Source organism: Sporosarcina sp. Marseille-Q4063, from assembly GCF_018309085.1.
Lineage (GTDB): Bacteria > Bacillota > Bacilli > Bacillales_A > Planococcaceae > Sporosarcina.
This window is the reverse complement of sequence record NZ_CP070502.1, coordinates 429,263-446,402: the sequence shown is the minus strand read 5'-3', so window position 1 is coordinate 446,402 and position 17,140 is coordinate 429,263. Positions and strand designations below refer to the sequence as shown.

General features: G+C 37.2%; 17 protein-coding genes and 1 pseudogene. 10 read left to right on the top strand and 8 right to left on the bottom strand.

From position 1 onward, the window contains the following. The first annotated feature begins 165 nt into the window (after positions 1-165). The 3 genes from JSQ81_RS02310 to JSQ81_RS02300 are packed head-to-tail and all read left to right on the top strand — an operon-like array spanning position 166 to position 5,768. Complete coding sequence (locus JSQ81_RS02310; protein ID WP_212606131.1) at positions 166-4,008, top strand: DEAD/DEAH box helicase; 3,843 nt, start codon at positions 166-168, stop codon at positions 4,006-4,008. Continuing rightward, complete coding sequence (locus JSQ81_RS02305) at positions 3,996-4,763, top strand: hypothetical protein (protein WP_212606130.1); 768 nt, start codon at positions 3,996-3,998, stop codon at positions 4,761-4,763. The genes JSQ81_RS02310 and JSQ81_RS02305 overlap by 13 nt, the downstream gene beginning before the upstream one ends. A 15-nt stretch (positions 4,764-4,778) precedes the next feature. Next, positions 4,779-5,768, top strand: a complete 990-nt coding sequence (locus JSQ81_RS02300) for a helix-turn-helix transcriptional regulator (RefSeq protein WP_212606129.1) — start codon at positions 4,779-4,781, stop codon at positions 5,766-5,768. Positions 5,769-5,845: 77 nt separating this feature from the next. Here JSQ81_RS02300 and JSQ81_RS02295 read toward each other — a convergent pair whose 3' ends face one another. The 4 genes and pseudogenes from JSQ81_RS02295 to asd all read right to left on the bottom strand — a co-directional run bounded on the left by JSQ81_RS02295 (position 5,846) and on the right by asd (position 8,930). Next, a complete protein-coding gene (locus tag JSQ81_RS02295) occupies positions 5,846-6,118 on the bottom strand; it encodes a DUF2651 family protein (protein WP_212606128.1) in 273 nt (90 codons plus the stop codon). Between the two features lie 175 nt (positions 6,119-6,293). Further along, positions 6,294-7,751: a magnesium transporter CorA family protein gene (locus tag JSQ81_RS02290; RefSeq protein ID WP_212606127.1), complete on the bottom strand. Its 1,458-nt coding sequence runs from the start codon at positions 7,749-7,751 to the stop codon at positions 6,294-6,296. A gap of 169 nt (positions 7,752-7,920) precedes the next feature. After that, complete coding sequence (locus tag JSQ81_RS02285; protein WP_212606126.1) at positions 7,921-8,136, bottom strand: hypothetical protein; 216 nt, start codon at positions 8,134-8,136, stop codon at positions 7,921-7,923. Positions 8,137-8,308: 172 nt separating this feature from the next. Continuing rightward, positions 8,309-8,930: pseudogene (asd, locus tag JSQ81_RS20165) on the bottom strand (archaetidylserine decarboxylase). Between the two features lie 250 nt (positions 8,931-9,180). Here asd and JSQ81_RS20005 point away from each other — a divergent pair. Genes JSQ81_RS20005 through JSQ81_RS02265 form a run of 3 tightly spaced genes read left to right on the top strand, consistent with a single transcriptional unit; the run spans position 9,181 to position 10,029 of the window. Next, the gene (locus JSQ81_RS20005) at positions 9,181-9,405 is read left to right on the top strand and encodes a CDP-alcohol phosphatidyltransferase family protein (RefSeq protein ID WP_371812537.1); all 225 of its coding nucleotides are present in this window, start codon (positions 9,181-9,183) and stop codon (positions 9,403-9,405) included. Next, positions 9,357-9,668 (top strand): CDP-alcohol phosphatidyltransferase family protein, encoded by a 312-nt coding sequence (locus JSQ81_RS20000; protein ID WP_249336611.1) that lies wholly within the window; start codon positions 9,357-9,359, stop codon positions 9,666-9,668. The genes JSQ81_RS20005 and JSQ81_RS20000 overlap by 49 nt, the downstream gene beginning before the upstream one ends. A gap of 31 nt (positions 9,669-9,699) precedes the next feature. Then, complete coding sequence (locus JSQ81_RS02265) at positions 9,700-10,029, top strand: hypothetical protein (protein ID WP_212606123.1); 330 nt, start codon at positions 9,700-9,702, stop codon at positions 10,027-10,029. 62 nt (positions 10,030-10,091) lie between these two features. On the opposite strand, the gene JSQ81_RS02260 is transcribed toward JSQ81_RS02265, so the two are convergent. The 4 genes from JSQ81_RS02260 to JSQ81_RS02245 form a co-directional block, all read right to left on the bottom strand. Next, on the bottom strand, positions 10,092-10,391 hold the full coding sequence (locus JSQ81_RS02260) for a YunC family protein (protein WP_371812536.1): 300 nt from the start codon (positions 10,389-10,391) through the stop codon (positions 10,092-10,094). A gap of 291 nt (positions 10,392-10,682) precedes the next feature. Next, positions 10,683-11,501 (bottom strand): MetQ/NlpA family ABC transporter substrate-binding protein, encoded by an 819-nt coding sequence (locus JSQ81_RS02255; RefSeq protein ID WP_212606121.1) that lies wholly within the window; start codon positions 11,499-11,501, stop codon positions 10,683-10,685. A gap of 17 nt (positions 11,502-11,518) precedes the next feature. After that, positions 11,519-12,181 carry a methionine ABC transporter permease gene (locus tag JSQ81_RS02250; protein WP_212606120.1) on the bottom strand — a complete coding sequence of 221 codons (663 nt, stop codon included), beginning with the start codon at positions 12,179-12,181 and terminating at the stop codon, positions 11,519-11,521. Beyond that, positions 12,181-12,918 (bottom strand): methionine ABC transporter ATP-binding protein, encoded by a 738-nt coding sequence (locus tag JSQ81_RS02245; RefSeq protein WP_212606119.1) that lies wholly within the window; start codon positions 12,916-12,918, stop codon positions 12,181-12,183. Before JSQ81_RS02245 ends, JSQ81_RS02250 begins: the two co-directional genes overlap by 1 nt. A 241-nt stretch (positions 12,919-13,159) precedes the next feature. Between JSQ81_RS02245 and cyoE the strand changes: the two genes are divergently transcribed. From cyoE to JSQ81_RS02225, 4 genes are all read left to right on the top strand, one after another. Further along, positions 13,160-14,104 (top strand): heme o synthase, encoded by a 945-nt coding sequence (gene cyoE / locus JSQ81_RS02240; RefSeq protein ID WP_212606118.1) that lies wholly within the window; start codon positions 13,160-13,162, stop codon positions 14,102-14,104. Positions 14,105-14,528: 424 nt separating this feature from the next. Then, positions 14,529-14,765, top strand: coding sequence for a DUF2249 domain-containing protein (locus tag JSQ81_RS02235; protein WP_212606117.1), 237 nt, complete (start codon positions 14,529-14,531; stop codon positions 14,763-14,765). Positions 14,766-14,781: 16 nt separating this feature from the next. After that, positions 14,782-15,108: a hypothetical protein gene (locus tag JSQ81_RS02230; RefSeq protein WP_212606116.1), complete on the top strand. Its 327-nt coding sequence runs from the start codon at positions 14,782-14,784 to the stop codon at positions 15,106-15,108. Between the two features lie 120 nt (positions 15,109-15,228). After that, positions 15,229-17,049 carry a LysM peptidoglycan-binding domain-containing protein gene (locus JSQ81_RS02225; protein WP_212606115.1) on the top strand — a complete coding sequence of 607 codons (1,821 nt, stop codon included), beginning with the start codon at positions 15,229-15,231 and terminating at the stop codon, positions 17,047-17,049. Positions 17,050-17,140 lie beyond the last annotated feature (91 nt).

Genomic DNA, 17,140 nt, shown 5'->3' with positions numbered 1-17,140 from the left:
TCAATATTACTGTCTATTTCTTTATTATATCAGAATTCCTCAACATATTGCTAATACGCTTAACAACATTGTAAAAGTACACTATAATTAAAGTAGGTTATATAAAAGTCAGTCATCCCGATTCGGGATACTGACTTTTATCGTTTTTTAGAAAGTAGGATGCAAATGAATCAAGGATTAACCCTACAAACAATGCAGTGCAATCTAGGGATTACAAATAATGCGCGTAACAGAATGATGAAATTTGTTAAAAATGAGCAAAGCTTCTTTTCAATGCAAGAAGCCTTTGATATTCATATTGAAAAAAGGCCGGAAAACAGACACGGAAATATGTCATTTTCCATATTCTTTGATAATGAAACAAACGCTGCATTGGCTGAAAAAATCGATAACCGGGTAGCGGTTATGGAATGTGTCTATAAGAATGAAGGTTTCCTGGCAACAGGTTTTCATGTACGAGGCAGGAGAGAGCCTGTCCGAACAAATCGACGCTTGCCCGTGCGACTTAAATTTCTTGTGAATCAACGACTTGGTACACCAATGCCAATTGAATTGTATACGCGTCTCCGCGAATTACCTATCGCGGAAGAACGTTCAGAATATGTTCGTAAAAGAATTTCCAGCTGGGAAGGCTATTTGGCTATTCAAGAAAGGAATGCGGATGTTGCAGATATAACATCTGTTTTTTCTGGTGCAAGCCTAAACGCGGATTTTAATAGACTGCAAGTGATCTGTACCGGATTGAAAAATAATGAATGGAAAGCAATCAACAATTTTACTGTCAGATTGAAAGGAATTCAAAATGAAATAGGTTCAGTAGTTAACACGAATCGCTCTAAGAAAATTGTTGAAATTGAATTAAATCGAAAATATCAAGAGTTAGCAAGAAAGAATGAGTGGCAACCGTGGAATTTTAAAGAAGTCATTTTCAGTAACTTTTCTGAACTTAGTCAGGTTAAGAGGTTGCGAAAAGGGTTTAAAGATTTACAAGACGGTCTTGCTGCGAATGCGAATTTGGAGAAAGTTCTATTTGAAGAACGTCCCGTCGTGAGGATATCAAAACAACAGAAAGACTTAGTTTTTCATAATCAACTCAATGAATTTCAACAAGAAGCAGTTACTGGCGCAATGACATCAAATGATTTATATGTGATTCAAGGACCTCCTGGGACAGGAAAAACTACGGTGATTTCTGAAATTTGCCATCAAAATGTAAAGGCGGGACTGCGTACTCTTGTAGCCTCCCAAGCAAATCTTGCGGTCGACAACGCACTTGGTAGATTACTATCCCATCAAGATATCCGGATTTTACGTTACGGCAGAACGGAAAGCATTGAAGAAGAAGGCAAAAAGTTCATAGAGGAAAATGTTGCACTCAATTGGAAGCAACAGACTGAAAAGGCTGTTGCTGAACAACTGCGAATGCGTTCTAAATTCGAAACAGAACTGGAACTCGAATTGAAACATGGCCATGAACAAATGCAGGAATATGAACGAGAACTGACTTCATTGGAAGAACAAATCCGTGACAGGGAAATAGCTGTAGCCGTTCACGCAGCACAATCCAATGAACTAAAAAAGTTTAATTTGGAAAAAGAAGATTTACTAACCAAAAATCGAGAACTAAAAAAAACACGGGAACTTTTGAATAAAACTATTGACGAGTTGTCTAAAGAAATTTCTCGAATTGAAGAAATTCTTACATCTTATAATGAAACCGATCAAATTGAACAAATGGAGAATATCAAACGACAAATTACGATTTATAAGGATTCCATTAGTCATCACGAAACGCTTCAGAAGATAGAAGAGTCGACAAAAACACTTGCTGACGTTCAAAATGACCAGAACAAACAAGAAATTATATTGCATGGTTTGCAGACGTTTTTGAAGGATGCAAGTTCAACTACAAAGTTAAATGAATTACAAGATAAACTGAAAGCAATTGGATTCATTCCATCAAATTCCATTAATCAAAAAATCGTTGAACTTAATCAAGTGATTGATTCGATTAGATTAAGCATGTCCGCCGATACTTACCAAGACTGGACCGAGCTCATTAATCGTCTCGACAAAGCAATCGAGACTGTGGGGAAAAGATTAACCGAGAATGGATCCCTGAAACAGTCACAAAATACTCAAGGAATGAGCAAGCCTTGTTCGGTAAAGGACATACATAATCAGATTGATAAAGTTGGCCGTTTTTTAATTGATCCGTCGGTAAAACAAGCGCTTCAGACTAGGCACTACTCCGCCGAAAGATACGAATATCTAGAAAAGTTGTGCGTTGCTTTCGACGTACTTTCTAGAAGACGGAATTATGCACATTCGCAAATCATAAATGTAGAGACTTCGAAAAGGCTATTTGAATCAATCAAAATCGAAGTGATTGAAGATGTGACGCAAACCATTTCAACAATGACATTGGAAATTGATGAATTTGAAAAGAGAAAAAGTAATCATGAAATCGAATTGACCGAACTCCAAGAAAGAAGCTCGCAATTAATAAGTCAGCTAGGAACAGTCGACGAAACGATTTCAATCGAAGCAATGGAAGAAAAACTGACTGAATTGGAAACGACTTACACTGATATTGAAAAAACAAAATTTAATCATCAACAATATGTACAAGACATGGATCATAACCAGGATACTATGGATACGGAAATTCGCAATTTGGAGAAGAATACAGAGGAACTTCAACTAAATATAGAGTTAACAGAAACGATTTCCAAAAAATATGTTGAACTAGAAGAACAAGTACTAGCTCTGAAAGAAGTAATCAATCAAAACCCGAAAGAACACTATGATCTTACGCTGATTGCGATGGCTGAATTATCCAAGGAAATAGAAAGAAAACAGATTGAGAAAGACCGTCTGCCTATTACAAACGCCCTTCAAGAAGAGTGGTTAACACTCCTCAAGGATGCAACTGAACATGATTTAAATGAAATTCGAAAGTTGTATGTGCAACACGCAAATGTGATTGGAACAACATGCGTTGCATCGGCTAGGCGTGATTTCATGGAAGAGTACCCAGTTTTCGATGTCGTGATAATTGACGAAGTTTCGAAAGCGACACCGCCAGAATTGCTACTTCCGATGTTGAAAGGAAAGAAAATCATTCTAGTGGGCGACCATCATCAGTTACCGCCATTAGTTGGACAAGAAACTCTTGAAGAATTTCTAGAAGAAAGCGAAGATAGACAAGAGAAAATTGAACTGAAAAAGCTATTAGAGGAATCGCTTTTCGAGCGGTTATTTAGAACGTTACCAAAACAAAATAAGACAATGTTAGGGATTCAATACCGCATGCATGAATCAATCATGGAAACAATTTCTCCTTTTTACGAAGACGGAGATTATCGTTTGCAATGCGGGATAACGGATTCCAATGTTGAACGAGATCACGGGATAGAGTCGAGTTATGTAAAAAGAAACGACCATCTTCTATGGTTCGATATGCCGAATGAGCCGATCTACTTCGAAAATAAAGTGGCAGGCGGAACGAGCCGATACAATCAATCTGAATTAACGATGGTTAAAAAGCTATTAGTGGATTTGGACAAGTCCGTTGGAAAAATGAAAGGCGATGGATATGTGGACCAACAGTTTAAGAAAAGTGTTGGTGTAATTAGTTTCTACGGTGAACAAGTAAAGCGTGTCGACCGGTTAATCCAGCAGGAATTAATGCCGCAGCATTTACATTGCAGAACGGGATCTGTGGACAAATTTCAAGGCATGGAAATGGATATTATCATATTGAGTTTTGTTCGAAATCACAAAGACAAGAGCGGGGACATTGGTTTTGCGCGTGATTATAGACGTTTGAACGTGGCGTTATCACGAGCTAGGGAATTATTAATCATTGTCGGAAGCGCTGAAATGTTTGCTGTACGAACGAAAGATATGAAAGCAAGAAAAATGTATGGTCGATTAGTTGAAGAAATAAAAAAGAAAAATGGATTTAGGAAGCATGAAGAGGGGGCAGCAGTTTGGAAGACTTGAAGAATCGCTTAACAAAAGAACTCCAACAGGATTTCAACGTGCGGGTTTTGGATTCTGATTCATGGGCACTGCCTGTCCAACTCATCTCGATTAACTTCGAGACAGTTTCACGAACAAAAATGGATATTCTTATGAAGATGATGTTACTTACTTTTCAAAAGACTAATCGTGCTACGATAGATGAACTAGGGAAGATTCTACTGGTCGAACCCTTATTTATCCAAGACTTGATTGACAAGATGCTTAGGTCTCGCATGATCGAAAAAAATGGAGAGGGTTTTGCATTAACTGATAAAGGTATGCAGCAACTTGAAACGGGCATTTATGAGCATGAACCAGAAACAGATGCAGTAGAACGTATTTATAGTCCTAGTCATCAATCCTTTCTACAAGGAGAAATTGACTATCGTTTTTCTCCAAAGGATGTTTATCGTTATCAGGATGATTTTCCTGAGTGGGAAGTCGCTTATCTTGAAGAAGTTGAATTGTTTAAGGCCATACAAGATGCGGGAATTGAACCTGGCAATGAAACTGTCCAAACTGTTGTAACGGCTATTGAGTCTACATCCGTTGTGAAAGATATGTCAGTGTTTTGTATTGAATTTCGCTTATATAATAAAGAAGAAGATACAATCTACGCACGTGTCTGGAATACGCTGTTAGGGCATTGGGATGATACAATAGAATCCCAATTAAATGAAAAAGAACGAAAGAAATGGCGCTTCACTTATATAGATAAACAAAAAGAGTCATAGAAAGGATTGTAGAAGATGGAAAAACCAATAAGCGCTCGAGAGAGGCTACTTGAAGTCATCTCAATCCTCGAAAAAAATACTGACGAAGAGGATATGAAAACACTCCATGAAATTCATGCAATGTTACCCGAACATTCCAATGTAGGCGTCGGTACGGTTAGAGAGGATTTGCTGGCACTCGAAGATTCTTTTATATATCCAATCTTATCGGTTCAAGAGAAAGTCGGTATGCAAAAACATTACCATTACGATGGACGGTTATTTGAAATTCATGAGCTTCGGCTGCTGATGGATGCAATTAGCGCAGCTAAATTCATCCCGCAATCGGAAACCAATCGTTTATTAATGAAAATCAGAAAACTAACAAGTAATCGATTGGCTAAACAATTAAACAATGAACTTTACGTCGTGAACGACGCTAAATATGATTTAGCGGAAGTTACAAAAGTTGTTGCCCAATTGCACACTGGGATTCAAGATCGGAAAATTATTGCTTTCCAATATGGTCGTTACGGAACGGATTTGGAATTCCATTTAAGCAACAATGAGAATAAATATTTAGTCAAACCGTATGGACTTGTGTGGAATAGCGATCGTTATTATTTGATAGGAGAATATATTACTGAAGGCGAGATTCGCCAATATCGCGTTGACAGAATGCGTTCAGTTCAAGTCACAGATGAAAACTTCGTGCCAGATCCAGATTTCAATCTGCAAGATCATGTTTCAAAAATGTTTCATATGTTCGGCGGCGAACCACTTTCACTTGAAGCGGTGTTTTCGAATAAGCTTATCAATGTAGTGATTGATCGATTCGGAACCGATGCAAATATTCAGGCGAAGGGCCCCGATTCTTTTGTTTTGAAAACGCGAGCGATTATGAGTGATGGGCTTGTCCAATGGTTGATGCGTTTTGGCCATCGCGTGAAAGTGATTCACCCTGAAACTTTGGTGAGTCAAATGAAAGAGGAAGCAAAGAACTTTTATGAAAACTATCATGAGTGATATTGAGTTCTATCAGCAAAACGCTTTCCCGGATCAAGGTAACCCTTTAAAAGACTCCTATAATTAGGAGTCTAATTTTATCCTTTTTTGATTATCTTAACTGCTGACCAAGAAATCATTAAAGAAATTATAGGGAAAATAATGTTCCAGGAAGACACTTGTAATTCTAAATCAGGATAATACTTTTTAAAGTGCCATACTTCATATATAAGATTAAGAACTAGCGTCACAATCGGTCCAACAAATACTTTTTTGGTGATGACGGACATTAAAACACCTAATCCAATAACAACAATAGGAATGATAACTAGCTGCATCAGAAACGGGTCAACAAATTCTGCATGATTCATAATACTCCCCCCTAAATATAGTAGTAGTATATCATAAATATTCATTCTATTCTGATAAACGTTTCTTCATCTGTTTTTCATTTATAAACCTTGATAAATAGACGAAAAGAGTCCAATTTCATATGTGAATTTGGACTCTTTTAGAGTGTTTAATTTAGTTTTTGTACCAAGGCATTCATCCAAAATGGTTATCGGATTTCTTTTTACGTATTTTATTTACGACTAATTTGCGAACAGTGGAGAATATTAAAAAGCCCGAAAGAACAATTCCGCTAACTGCTGTAATTAACGAAACCCATTCGAAAATTGTATAGGATGAAAATGCTTTCCAGCCAGTAGGGGATTCCCAGTCTTTAATCACAAGATTCATCCCATAAATTCCTGATACAACTGTAAAAACGGTCAAAATAAATAGAAGCATATTCATTCTATCGGATGCGTTATTTTCCTGACTTTTATATAATTCATTTAAAGTGTTGTTTACTTCTTTGAAAAGCGTTTCAATATTAAATGAACGGCGAATCAGCTTTGATAGCTCATTACCTTCAGAACGAGTACTCACTTCTTGATAATAATATAATGAAGAAAATAATGTAATGAGCTTGATAAGTGATTTGACATATTCCTCATCTTTTTCCCAATTAATTTTACTGTATTCAAATGACACGCGCAGCAAAATGATTTTATAGAAATAATGGAGAAGGAGATTATAGTAATGCGTCCCCATATATTGAGAAAGTTCTCTTTCCATTTTTTTGGGTGAATTATTCGTTACGGTAATAAATGCGTGGTCCGTTACGACAATGTATTCATTCGGCGCCCATCTATCATGTAGGGTCTGTTTAAGCGTGCGCTTTATATAATCAGGATTATTTGCAGAAATGAAAGTTGATTCATTCGGTAATTTTCCATCGACGGACCCCATACGATATAATTGCTCATTTGTAATAGCTGATCCTTCCTCACAGAACAGAAAAGCAGATGCGTACATTCTTTCGTCTTTATAATAGGGTAAAGATCCAAAGTACCCGCTCAGCTTCTCATCATGCAAAATGAACTTTTCCAGAAACGGGCAGAGTTCTTCAAATATCAAATCATGGACAGACATAGAACGCCCAGTAGAAGGGAGGATAACTTTAGCCCCGCGCTCTTCTTTCAACTTGGATTCAATGGTTCTGAAATGATGCATGAAATCGAGAACATCTGATAGATCCAATTCCTTTTGGTTCAAATCAACTCTAATTGTCAATAAAACTATGCCGAAAGGACTTAAAATAACATCCAGGCTTCGAATCGTAAATGGAGTCGTATTATTTCGTATGTTAAAATAAAAAGATCTCATAACAGATGTTGTAAATCGATGGAATCCCTTGTTCTTCAAGGTTACAGGAAAAAGATTATGCTCCACATATGGAAGAAAGTACTGATCAAGCTCTTTGTGATTGACAAAAATATCTTTACCATAAATGTCGTCGTCCAATGAATTATTCTCAAGTTGAAAAAATGAAAATCCATTTTTTTCAAGTGAACGAGCAAACTCAGATTTTCTTTTAGTATCGTATCCCAAAGGCAGAATAAATGAAAGATGGGATTGATTAATAGTTAGTGGTGACGTTATTATTTTTTCTGTCATAGGCTTTAATCCTTTCAGCAATGAAATCCAACTATTTTTACTTAATTTCCCCTAAAGCTTTGAACTAAACAAGGAAACTACATTATTCCAAAAAGTAACCTCTCCATAATGTTATGGAAAGGTTAATAACTTACTTAGAAAGTTTATTCCAAGTCAAACAAGTTAGATTCTAATACTTGTGAAAAAGCTTGGATAGCGCTTTTAAAATTATTGCTGCCGCAAAGAGGAGGACAACAATAACAACGAGAACAATCCCGATTAACAATAATGTTGAAGCGCCAACCAGAAGGCCTGGTACAAAAATCAACAAGCCCAAAATAGCATATGCCGCAAGGATGGCAAAAAAGTAAATAGACACACACCTTTTATCACAGTTACTGGACATTTAAAACACCTCCTTATATCCAATATATGTACAACCTCTTTTTTAGGTGTCAGGGCATTGTGGCAGATGGGATTACTAAAGAGAATACAATCACTTCTTAAATTAGAAATAAAAAAGCCAGCTTGATGCGCTTAAAAGAGCATCAAGCTGGCTTTAGTTTATTAATCCCAAATCATCGCATTACCCATTTGCCAAGGGGTTGTCCAACCTTTATTTCGCTATTCTTAATAACAGACGCGGTAAATAGATAATTATTTTCTAAAAACAAAATAACGGTAGAACCAAAAGAGAAATGGCCGAATTCAGCCCCTTTCATACATTCTTTTGAAGAACTACGTAGATGAATACTATTGACATTAAGTGCGCCAACTTTAACGATAGCAACTTTACCAAATTCAGTTTGCAGTTCTGAGAATAAACGATGATTTGTCGAAAAAGGACTTTTCCCAAAACATAAACCTAAATTATTTACAGGGTATGAAATTGACCCCAGTGCGTATCGCGAAATAACTGTACCCGAGATGATAATGACTAGGGGAGAGGTATAATATGAAAAATCTTCCATTTTTATAAGTCGCAGCTTTTTTAATGTCTCCAAAGATTTTAGTTAGACTATATGATTGATTTTTAATCATAAATGTATGATTTTCGTAGACCTTTCCAACAGCGCTTATACAACCATCGACAGGAGAAATGAGCGTGTTTGGCGTTGAATCTATTGACCTCGCACCCACTTTTAAATTACGTGTAAATAAATCCTGCAAACTTTTATACTGTGCAAGTGGATATTCCATTTCATCTTGATTAATTTGATATGTAGTGGCGAATGGTCGAATAAGCAATCGACTCATTTTAGATTGGGTAAAGGATTTTAAAAGCATTGATGATGTCGGATTTCCCGTAAGTTCGAAAAAAAGCCGAAATGTTTTCATGACATTTCCTCATTTTCCCTATATAATTTTAAGTATTACGAGTGAGAGCGGTGATGCTATGTTTTTAGCGAAAAATATTTATGCTTCTAGAATAAAAGCTTAATTGGCAAATATGATTACATTAATGAATCTTAGTTTTGGCATACTTTCTATTATACTTATATTTAAAGGTCATGGTAATTTAAGTGCAACATTTATTTTTTGGGCAGCATTATTCGATCGTTTTGTCAGCATGTGCGCTCGTCATTTTAATTCTGAATCCGATTTTGGAAAAGAACTGGATTCATTATGCGACCTTGTATCATTCGGTCATTCGGTATTGCGCCAGCATTATTAATATACGGCACGGTATTGCATGAAACGCTTTGGGTCGGTGTTTTGGTAACAATCACTTATATTTTAGCTGGAGCAGTTAGATTGGCCAGATTTAATGTCAGGGAGTTCGATGGTAATTTTTATGATGTACCTATAACTGCAGCTGGTGTTGTAGCAGCCCTTAGTTATTTCTTGTATCCATACATATCGGCTAACTCATTTATTTTCATCTTATCTATACTTGCTTATTTAATGATCAGTAATATCCGGGTCGCAAAAATATAAAAGTGGAAGGACACTTATTGGAGTGATGGTGTTGAAAAAGAATTTATTTTTTGTAACATTAATTTTATCTTCAATTATTTTAGTGGGGTGCATTGATTCTTCAAGCAATGGTGTAGACCCGTTCGAAGAAGAAGTGAGCGGCTATGAGTGGAATGAGTATTCAAAGAAACAGAAGCGGGGAACTGTGGAAAAGGGATTAAAATATCTAGCCGATAATGGAATTATCATTTCTGAAGATGAGGATTTTTATGTCGATGCACTGGATAAGGTTTATGCGGAAGAGAACGCATCATATGTTCCGATAGCGGTAGCACTTAAAACTGTTGGCGGTCTGACAGAAACGATGGAAGAATCAGAGTGAATAAAGAAGTGCCAAGCAACTTTTCCTCTTATAAAGGTAAGTTGTTTGGCATTTTTGTTTTATTACACCATTTTCAATAGTGCTTCTCTGCCGATCATTCCTCTATTAATCCCCAGATTTTCGGCTTCATAAGTGACGGATTCAAGTGGTGCGTCAAGAAGTTGATCAATTGTTTTTACTCCGACTGCTCGACCGGCAATGACTTTCCGATCAGCTAACTTTTCGTTTAATAGAGCAACATCTAGAGCCCCGCACATAATATATCCATTGTCATTCGTTACGACTAGTAAGTTAGTTTTTGGCAATACAACTGAAATTGCCAGAAATACTTGACCTTCGATAGTCACGGGTTGTAAACTCATCAAATTTCATCACTCCTTTTCCATACACGATATGTGAAGCAAGGGGGAATCGTGATAAAAAGGTAAGTACTTGAACAAATCCTTATTCAGGTATTCTTTTTCCTATCTATGACCCGTTGATTTCCATTCCGGGCGGACGATGAGCCTCCTCGTTCGCTGTTGCACTTTAGTGAAAAAGAGGGAGAGTGAACTTTCACAAGGTGGTCATTTATATACGAATAAAAAAGTACAGAAGGAATTTTTGTGAATTCCTCCTGTACTTATTATATAAAGCTAAAAGTCAATAGTTGATTAAAATGCTGGGAATGCGATGTCGGAGAAGTTCTCTTCTAAAAATGCTCGCACTTCTGGTCCAGATAAATGTTCAGCCAATTTTTTGATTGCTTCGGAATCTTTATTGTCTTCGCGAGCAATAAGTGAGATAGGGAATGCTGATTCGCCTTCGTCAATTAGTGAATCGTTCACTGGTGTCAATCCAAGGTCTTTTGCATATGCAGGAAGCATCGTCACTAGGTCGACATCATCCATTGACCTTGCTAGCATTAACAAATCGACTTCGACGAAATCAAGGTTTTTTGGATTTTCTACGATGTCTTTTACTCTTGCCTCAAGCCCGACGCCATCTTTCAGTTTAATTAATCCACCTTTTTCAATCAATTGCAAGGAACGAGCCATATTCGAAGAGTCATTAGGAATGGCTACTTTTGCGCCTTCCGGCAACTCGTCAACACTGTCGTATTTGTTTGAATAGGCCCCTAAAATCGCATGATAAACGTGTTGGATTACGACTAAGTTCGAATCGTTAGCCTCATTGAATTGTTCCATATAAGGAGGATGTTGGAAAAAGTTTGCATCTACTTCTTTATTTGCCAAGGCACTATTCGGCTGTACGTTATCAGAGAGAACAACGATTTCCATGTCAATGCCGTCTTCCTTAAGTAATGGTTTTGCGATTTCCAGCATATCGGTCATGGGTGGAATTAGAGAGGCAACACGAATTTTCGTTTCTTTTTCAGTTTGTTCAGTTGAATTTTCTTTTGTTTCCTTACTTGTTCCGCATGCAGCAAGCACGAGAACAGTAGCAAATAAAAGCGCTATTAATTTTTTCATTAATAAAAATCTCCTTTTTACGATCTCTTATCTAGTTTTTTTGAAGCTTTAGTACCGATAATTTGAATAGCTTGAACGAGAATTATCATGATTATTATAGTAAAAGTCATGAGTTCGGTTTCAAAACGTTGATAACCGTATTTAATTGCAAAGTCGCCGACACCGCCACCGCCGACAATTCCCATGACAGTGGAATATGAAATAAAACTAATCGTTGCTGTAGTTAAACCGAAAATAAGACCCGATCTCGCTTCTCGATAAAGGAATTTAAAAATCACTTGCACTTTAGATGCACCCATAGAAATCGCCGCTTCGATAATCCCTTTTGGAACATCCAGTAGCGATTGTTCAACCAACCGTGCGTAATAAGCGACGGAAATGATGGACAAAGGTACGGTTGCTGCCATGGTGCCTAATGCCGTTCCAATGACAAAACGAGTGAATGGAATTAGAAATACGACGAGCAGCAGAAATGGAAATGAACGTACGATGTTCACAAACGTATCCAGAATTGAAAATAATAATTTATTTTCATACAAATTACCTTGTCTGCTTAGATAAAGATATGTACCTAAAGGTAATCCTACCAGAACGGCCGCAAGAATCGAGATTCCGACCATAACAAAAGTTTGTCCGATAGATAGCCAAATCTCTGATTGATACTCGATGATTTTATCCATTAAGGTTTAACCACCGCGATTCTTTTTAAGTCTTCTATGTAATGATCTTCATCCTCATTTAGGCCTTGCGGTTCAATTGCGAAACTATCGACAATTTGTCCATCTTTCATAATTGAAACATGTTCGCAAATACTTTTCACGACATCCATTTCATGTGTGACAATAACAATTGTGACACCCAAAGTTTCTTTAATATGACGTAAAACTTGCAAGACTTCCGTTGTTGTTTTGGGATCAAGCGAAGAAGTAGGTTCATCGCATAAGAGAACATCCGGGTTATTCGCTAACGCTCTTGCAATTGCAACGCGTTGTTTTTGACCGCCGCTTAATTGGGCTGGATAGGCATCTTTTTTGTCTGAAATACCTACAAAATGAAGACATTCCTCAATACGTTTTGATCGTTTCTGTTTTGGCATTCCAACCAATTCAAGTGGCATTTCAACATTCTCAGCGACTGTTCGATTAAGAACCAATTGAAATTGTTGAAAAATCATTCCAATGTTTTGCCTAGCTTTTCGTAACTCTTTGTCGGAAAGATTCGTCAGGAATTGATCTCCCACTCGAACGGTTCCATTATCGGGTCTCTCTAATAAATTCATCATCCTTACTAAAGTTGATTTCCCGGCACCGCTCGTTCCAACAATGCCATGGATTTCGCCTTTATTGATTGTTAAGGATAAGGGAAGTACAGCTTTCACATTTCCGAAAGCTTTCTCAACATTATTGAGTTCAATCATGTAAGGGACCCTCCATTTCTCCACAAATTACTATACCATGAAAAGCAATAAGGGGAAATTAATAAATTCAAGAAATATAGACATTGAATCCTTATTTAGAACTAATGATAATTCAGAACCTTTCGCCTATCTTAAAATGTGTCATATTCATTGTTTTACTACGAAAGGGGTAGTAAAATTAATTACTATATGAAGTTACATTGGTTTTATGATCAATCGTTGATTTAAGGGGAGACCGTTGATGGACAAAGTTGAAATTACGACAATGCAAAACTTTAAAACTAAAGATCTAGAGAAAGAAAATAAAGTCTCTACGATTATTCTGGATTTAATTTCTTTGTTTAAAGGTCTTGTATTAATAACGAATATACTTCCTGTTTTAACAGGCTTTTGTTTGGCGTTGTATTTTACAAATGCTTCATTTGGCGAACACTGGAAGTTGTTTTTAATTACAATCATTGGCAGTACATTGGTTGTTGCCGGTGCGCTAACACTTAATAATTGGTATGAAGTCGATCTTGATAGGGAAATGGCCAGAACACAAAAGCGGCCGACCGTTACTGGAAACTTTTCAATGAAGACAGTTCTCTCAATTGGCATTATATTATCGGCAGTAGGTTTTTTAATTTTGTTTTTCACGACGATTGAAACGTTTGTTTATGCATTTCTAGGATGGATTACATATGTTGTTTTTTATACATTTTGGTCTAAGCGTAAATACACATTGAATACAGCGATAGGCAGTATTTCAGGAGCTGTGACGCCATTAATTGGTTGGGCTGCAATTGCACCTAGTTATCATATAGTTCCAATCGTTATAGCGCTTCTTTTGTTTATTTGGCAGATTCCACATACATTTGCTATCGGAATTAGAAGATGTGAAGAATATAAAGCAGCAGGCGTTGCAATGTTACCCGTAGTTCGCGGCTTTGCAATAACAAAAAGACAAATCGCAGTTTACGTTGCTTGTTTACTTCCGCTTCCTTTCCTTTTACCGGCATTAGGACTTACCTTTATTATTATTGCAACGGTTCTGAACATCATTTTCTTAGGGTTAAGCATAGCTGGATTCTACATTAAAAACGACGTAAAATGGGCACGCGTAATCTTCCTTTATTCCGTAAATTACTTAACAATCATTTTCTTTATGATGATTTTTATCGCACTGCCGGTTTTTAGCAGATAAGCTAAGTTTTGAGTACCTTGAAGGAAAGCTTTGACTGAGTGTCCCTTTATGTAGAAGGAGTTGATTAGAAGTGTAGGGTGGCGACTCCAGCGGAATCAGCGAGACAGTCGAGACCCTGGACTGAGCGTAGCGAGGGAAGCGGCAGGGAAAGATTGAACTCTATCTTTCCGCTCTTCGCGCTCGCCCGCAGGAAAGCGGCCACCCGGAACGGAAATCAACGGACCAAGTTAAAACCGTACACTAGAATATTGCATTACCCCATCTATACTATCCACCATTTATAAAATCCCGCATTTACAACTATAATTGTAAATTCGGGATTTTTTATATTAGAATGACTTTAATGTGACTTGAATCACAGCATTAATTATCATACAGGCTTATACTTTGGTTTAGGAACCAACAATTAAAGGAGGAACAGCTAATGGCAAACTATACTTCAGTAATTCAGGTGACAGAGTACCCGCCGCATCTAAAGCATAAAACAATCTTCGAAACATACGAAAGTTTACAACCATCCGAGTCGATGTTAATTGTCAATGATCATGATCCAATTCCGCTACGATTCCAATTAGAATCAACGCATGAAGGAAAATTCGATTGGGAATATATTGAACAAGGTCCGATTACATTTCAAGTGAAAATTACAAAACTGAAATAAAGAGGGGGTGTTTGCAATGGCAAAAGTCAACATAATCGATGAAAATACAGTGAATATCGAGTTGACTTTAGAAGACGCAGTTTCAATGGTCCAAAAAGCGACGAATAATATCGATAAATATGCAAAAGAAATCGTTACGACTTTTGAACAAATGCCGAAATTCAACTATACCTATTATTGTTTCTATGCCTTTGACAACAGTGCCAAGTTATTTGAAACGGTGCTAGACATCGACCCGAAAAACTATAATTCTTTTTCCTTAAATGCGCCTGATTCATTTTTCCACTGTTTATACGGTGGCATGGCAAGTCTTTATATAGATGCACAAAATTACATCTCGTAGACTGATTGAGCAGTTTACTCATAACTCACACTTCCTTTTATTAGCGAACATTTTTGCCCAAGGACGAATAACATAGCTATGGGTAGAATACTGTTCTTACAATAGAAGGGAAGTGTTTTTTTGCAGTATTTTTATACCGTACGTCACAATGAAACTTTGAAAGACATTGCAAAACGATGGCGAGTGCCCGTCGCTTCTATAATCGCTTCAAATAATTTGCAAGCCCCCTATACGATTTCAGTAGGCGAACAATTATCTATTCCTCCTGGTGTAAACGAGTATCATGTTCAATCCGGTGATTCTGTATATTGGATCGCCCAATTATTTGGGTTGCCGATATCTGTTATAGTTGAAGCCAACAAGTTGACACCACCTTATCTTCTACATGTAAACCAAGTGCTAAAAATCCCGCCCGGTGTTCCTTTTTATGTCGTGCAACGGGGAGATACATTATATAAAATTGCCCAGCGTTACAATGTTTTAACAGAAAATCGAATTAATACTGATGCCATACAAAAACTAAATAAGTTGCCGGACGCAACTATTTCTCCTGGTATGAAGCTAAAAATCCCTTATGTTCCTCCGGGAGGATCCGGTTTTATTGCGTATACCTCCAATCAAGGGGGACAATTTGATATTTGGACATACAATCTACGAAACGGTGAAACTAAGCAATTGACTAGTGGGTTGGGCGATACCTTTTCAATCCCGATGTGGTCACCTGATAGCAGCAGAATCGCATTTGTAGGAAAAGACCGAGTGGTTTATGTTATTTATTTAACTTCAGGATCAATTGGCGCAATTGATCAGTTAGCTGAAGGCGGAGATTTTAGTTTGGATTGGTCACCAGATAGTGTGCATTTGGCTTATGCAGCCCGTGGCATCATTCAGGTGTATAATACGACATTGCACGCGGGGACGATAGTTGAACAACCAGGCGCATCAGATGTTAACTGGTTTCCGAATGGAGAGGAACTATTGTTTCAAGCATTAGATACTTCCGGGGTAAGTCAACTTTACCGATGTCGAATAATTGGAAATGAAAAGGAACAAATTACAAATAACGAAAATGGACTATTACAAAATGTTCAATTATCACCAGATGGAACTTTTGTGTTGTACACAACGCCTGGAGCGAGTATTTCAATAATCAATACGATAGAACTAGCAACGGGGAAAGTATATGAAGTAAAAGGAGGACCACAGGCAAAAAACTATTATCCTAAATGGTCACCGGATTCATTAAAGATTGCTTATAGCGCAACTGACCTCGCGAACAATTCATATTTCTCTCAAATAAGATCAGTAAAACGGAAAGGAGCCGATGATCGTATTTGGGCCATATCAAATTGCTTCTCAACTCCGGTTACTTGGTCACCGGACGGATCCGATTTAGCATATTTATCAGGTTGTTCTGCTGCTGAATTTTCAAAAGAGATGTGGGTGATTGATCTTAAACGCCTTGTGCCAATTCAACTCCTTAAAGGGTTCACTATTATGTCATTGAATTGGTCGCCGGAACCTGTATTGGATTTAGCTAAAAAGGATTATACAAACGAGTCTTTTGGTGTTAATTTTCAATATCCTGCAAGTTGGAAAAAAATCAATGATGAAAGATACGTCGGAGACGATGGATTTTTTCAAGTATCGGCCATTTTTGGCTCAGAGAACATTGACGACATATGCCATGATGAAGCTTTCCATGAGTTAAACCCATACGGAACAACTCCTAAAATCATAACGTCCGAAAATCCATATATCGAAGCTTGCACGATTTTACCTTCCTCCGATCAACCAGCAGAAATGAATAAGCAGGCGGCTTATATTGTAAAGTATCCTGAACCAATACAACTCGATGGAAATACGTATAATTATTTCGTTTTGTGGGCAGACAAAAACCATATTGATACCATTTCCTTTACACTATTATTTTTACCTTAATTCAAAGATGGGAAACTGATGAGCAATGCAGAATTGCTTAAACTGTTTTCCATTTTCTTTTTAGGGAATTAGTTTCCTAGTGTGGTAAGAT

Excerpts from the sequence above, each read along its gene's own strand:
- cyoE (WP_212606118.1), top strand. The coding sequence starts at position 13,160 with ATGGACAAAGTTGAAATTACGACAATGCAAAACTTTAAAACTAAAGAT.
- JSQ81_RS02230 (WP_212606116.1), top strand. The coding sequence starts at position 14,782 with ATGGCAAAAGTCAACATAATCGATGAAAATACAGTGAATATCGAGTTG.
- JSQ81_RS02285 (WP_212606126.1), bottom strand. The coding sequence starts at position 8,136 with ATGTCCAGTAACTGTGATAAAAGGTGTGTGTCTATTTACTTTTTTGCC.
- JSQ81_RS20000 (WP_249336611.1), top strand. The coding sequence starts at position 9,357 with ATGCGACCTTGTATCATTCGGTCATTCGGTATTGCGCCAGCATTATTA.
- JSQ81_RS02250 (WP_212606120.1), bottom strand. The coding sequence starts at position 12,181 with ATGGATAAAATCATCGAGTATCAATCAGAGATTTGGCTATCTATCGGA.
- JSQ81_RS02255 (WP_212606121.1), bottom strand. The coding sequence starts at position 11,501 with ATGAAAAAATTAATAGCGCTTTTATTTGCTACTGTTCTCGTGCTTGCT.
- JSQ81_RS02295 (WP_212606128.1), bottom strand. The coding sequence starts at position 6,118 with ATGAATCATGCAGAATTTGTTGACCCGTTTCTGATGCAGCTAGTTATC.
- JSQ81_RS02235 (WP_212606117.1), top strand. The coding sequence starts at position 14,529 with ATGGCAAACTATACTTCAGTAATTCAGGTGACAGAGTACCCGCCGCAT.
- JSQ81_RS02260 (WP_371812536.1), bottom strand. The coding sequence starts at position 10,391 with ATGAGTTTACAACCCGTGACTATCGAAGGTCAAGTATTTCTGGCAATT.
- JSQ81_RS02310 (WP_212606131.1), top strand. The coding sequence starts at position 166 with ATGAATCAAGGATTAACCCTACAAACAATGCAGTGCAATCTAGGGATT.
- JSQ81_RS02290 (WP_212606127.1), bottom strand. The coding sequence starts at position 7,751 with ATGACAGAAAAAATAATAACGTCACCACTAACTATTAATCAATCCCAT.
- JSQ81_RS02245 (WP_212606119.1), bottom strand. The coding sequence starts at position 12,918 with ATGATTGAACTCAATAATGTTGAGAAAGCTTTCGGAAATGTGAAAGCT.
- JSQ81_RS02300 (WP_212606129.1), top strand. The coding sequence starts at position 4,779 with ATGGAAAAACCAATAAGCGCTCGAGAGAGGCTACTTGAAGTCATCTCA.
- JSQ81_RS20005 (WP_371812537.1), top strand. The coding sequence starts at position 9,181 with ATGATTACATTAATGAATCTTAGTTTTGGCATACTTTCTATTATACTT.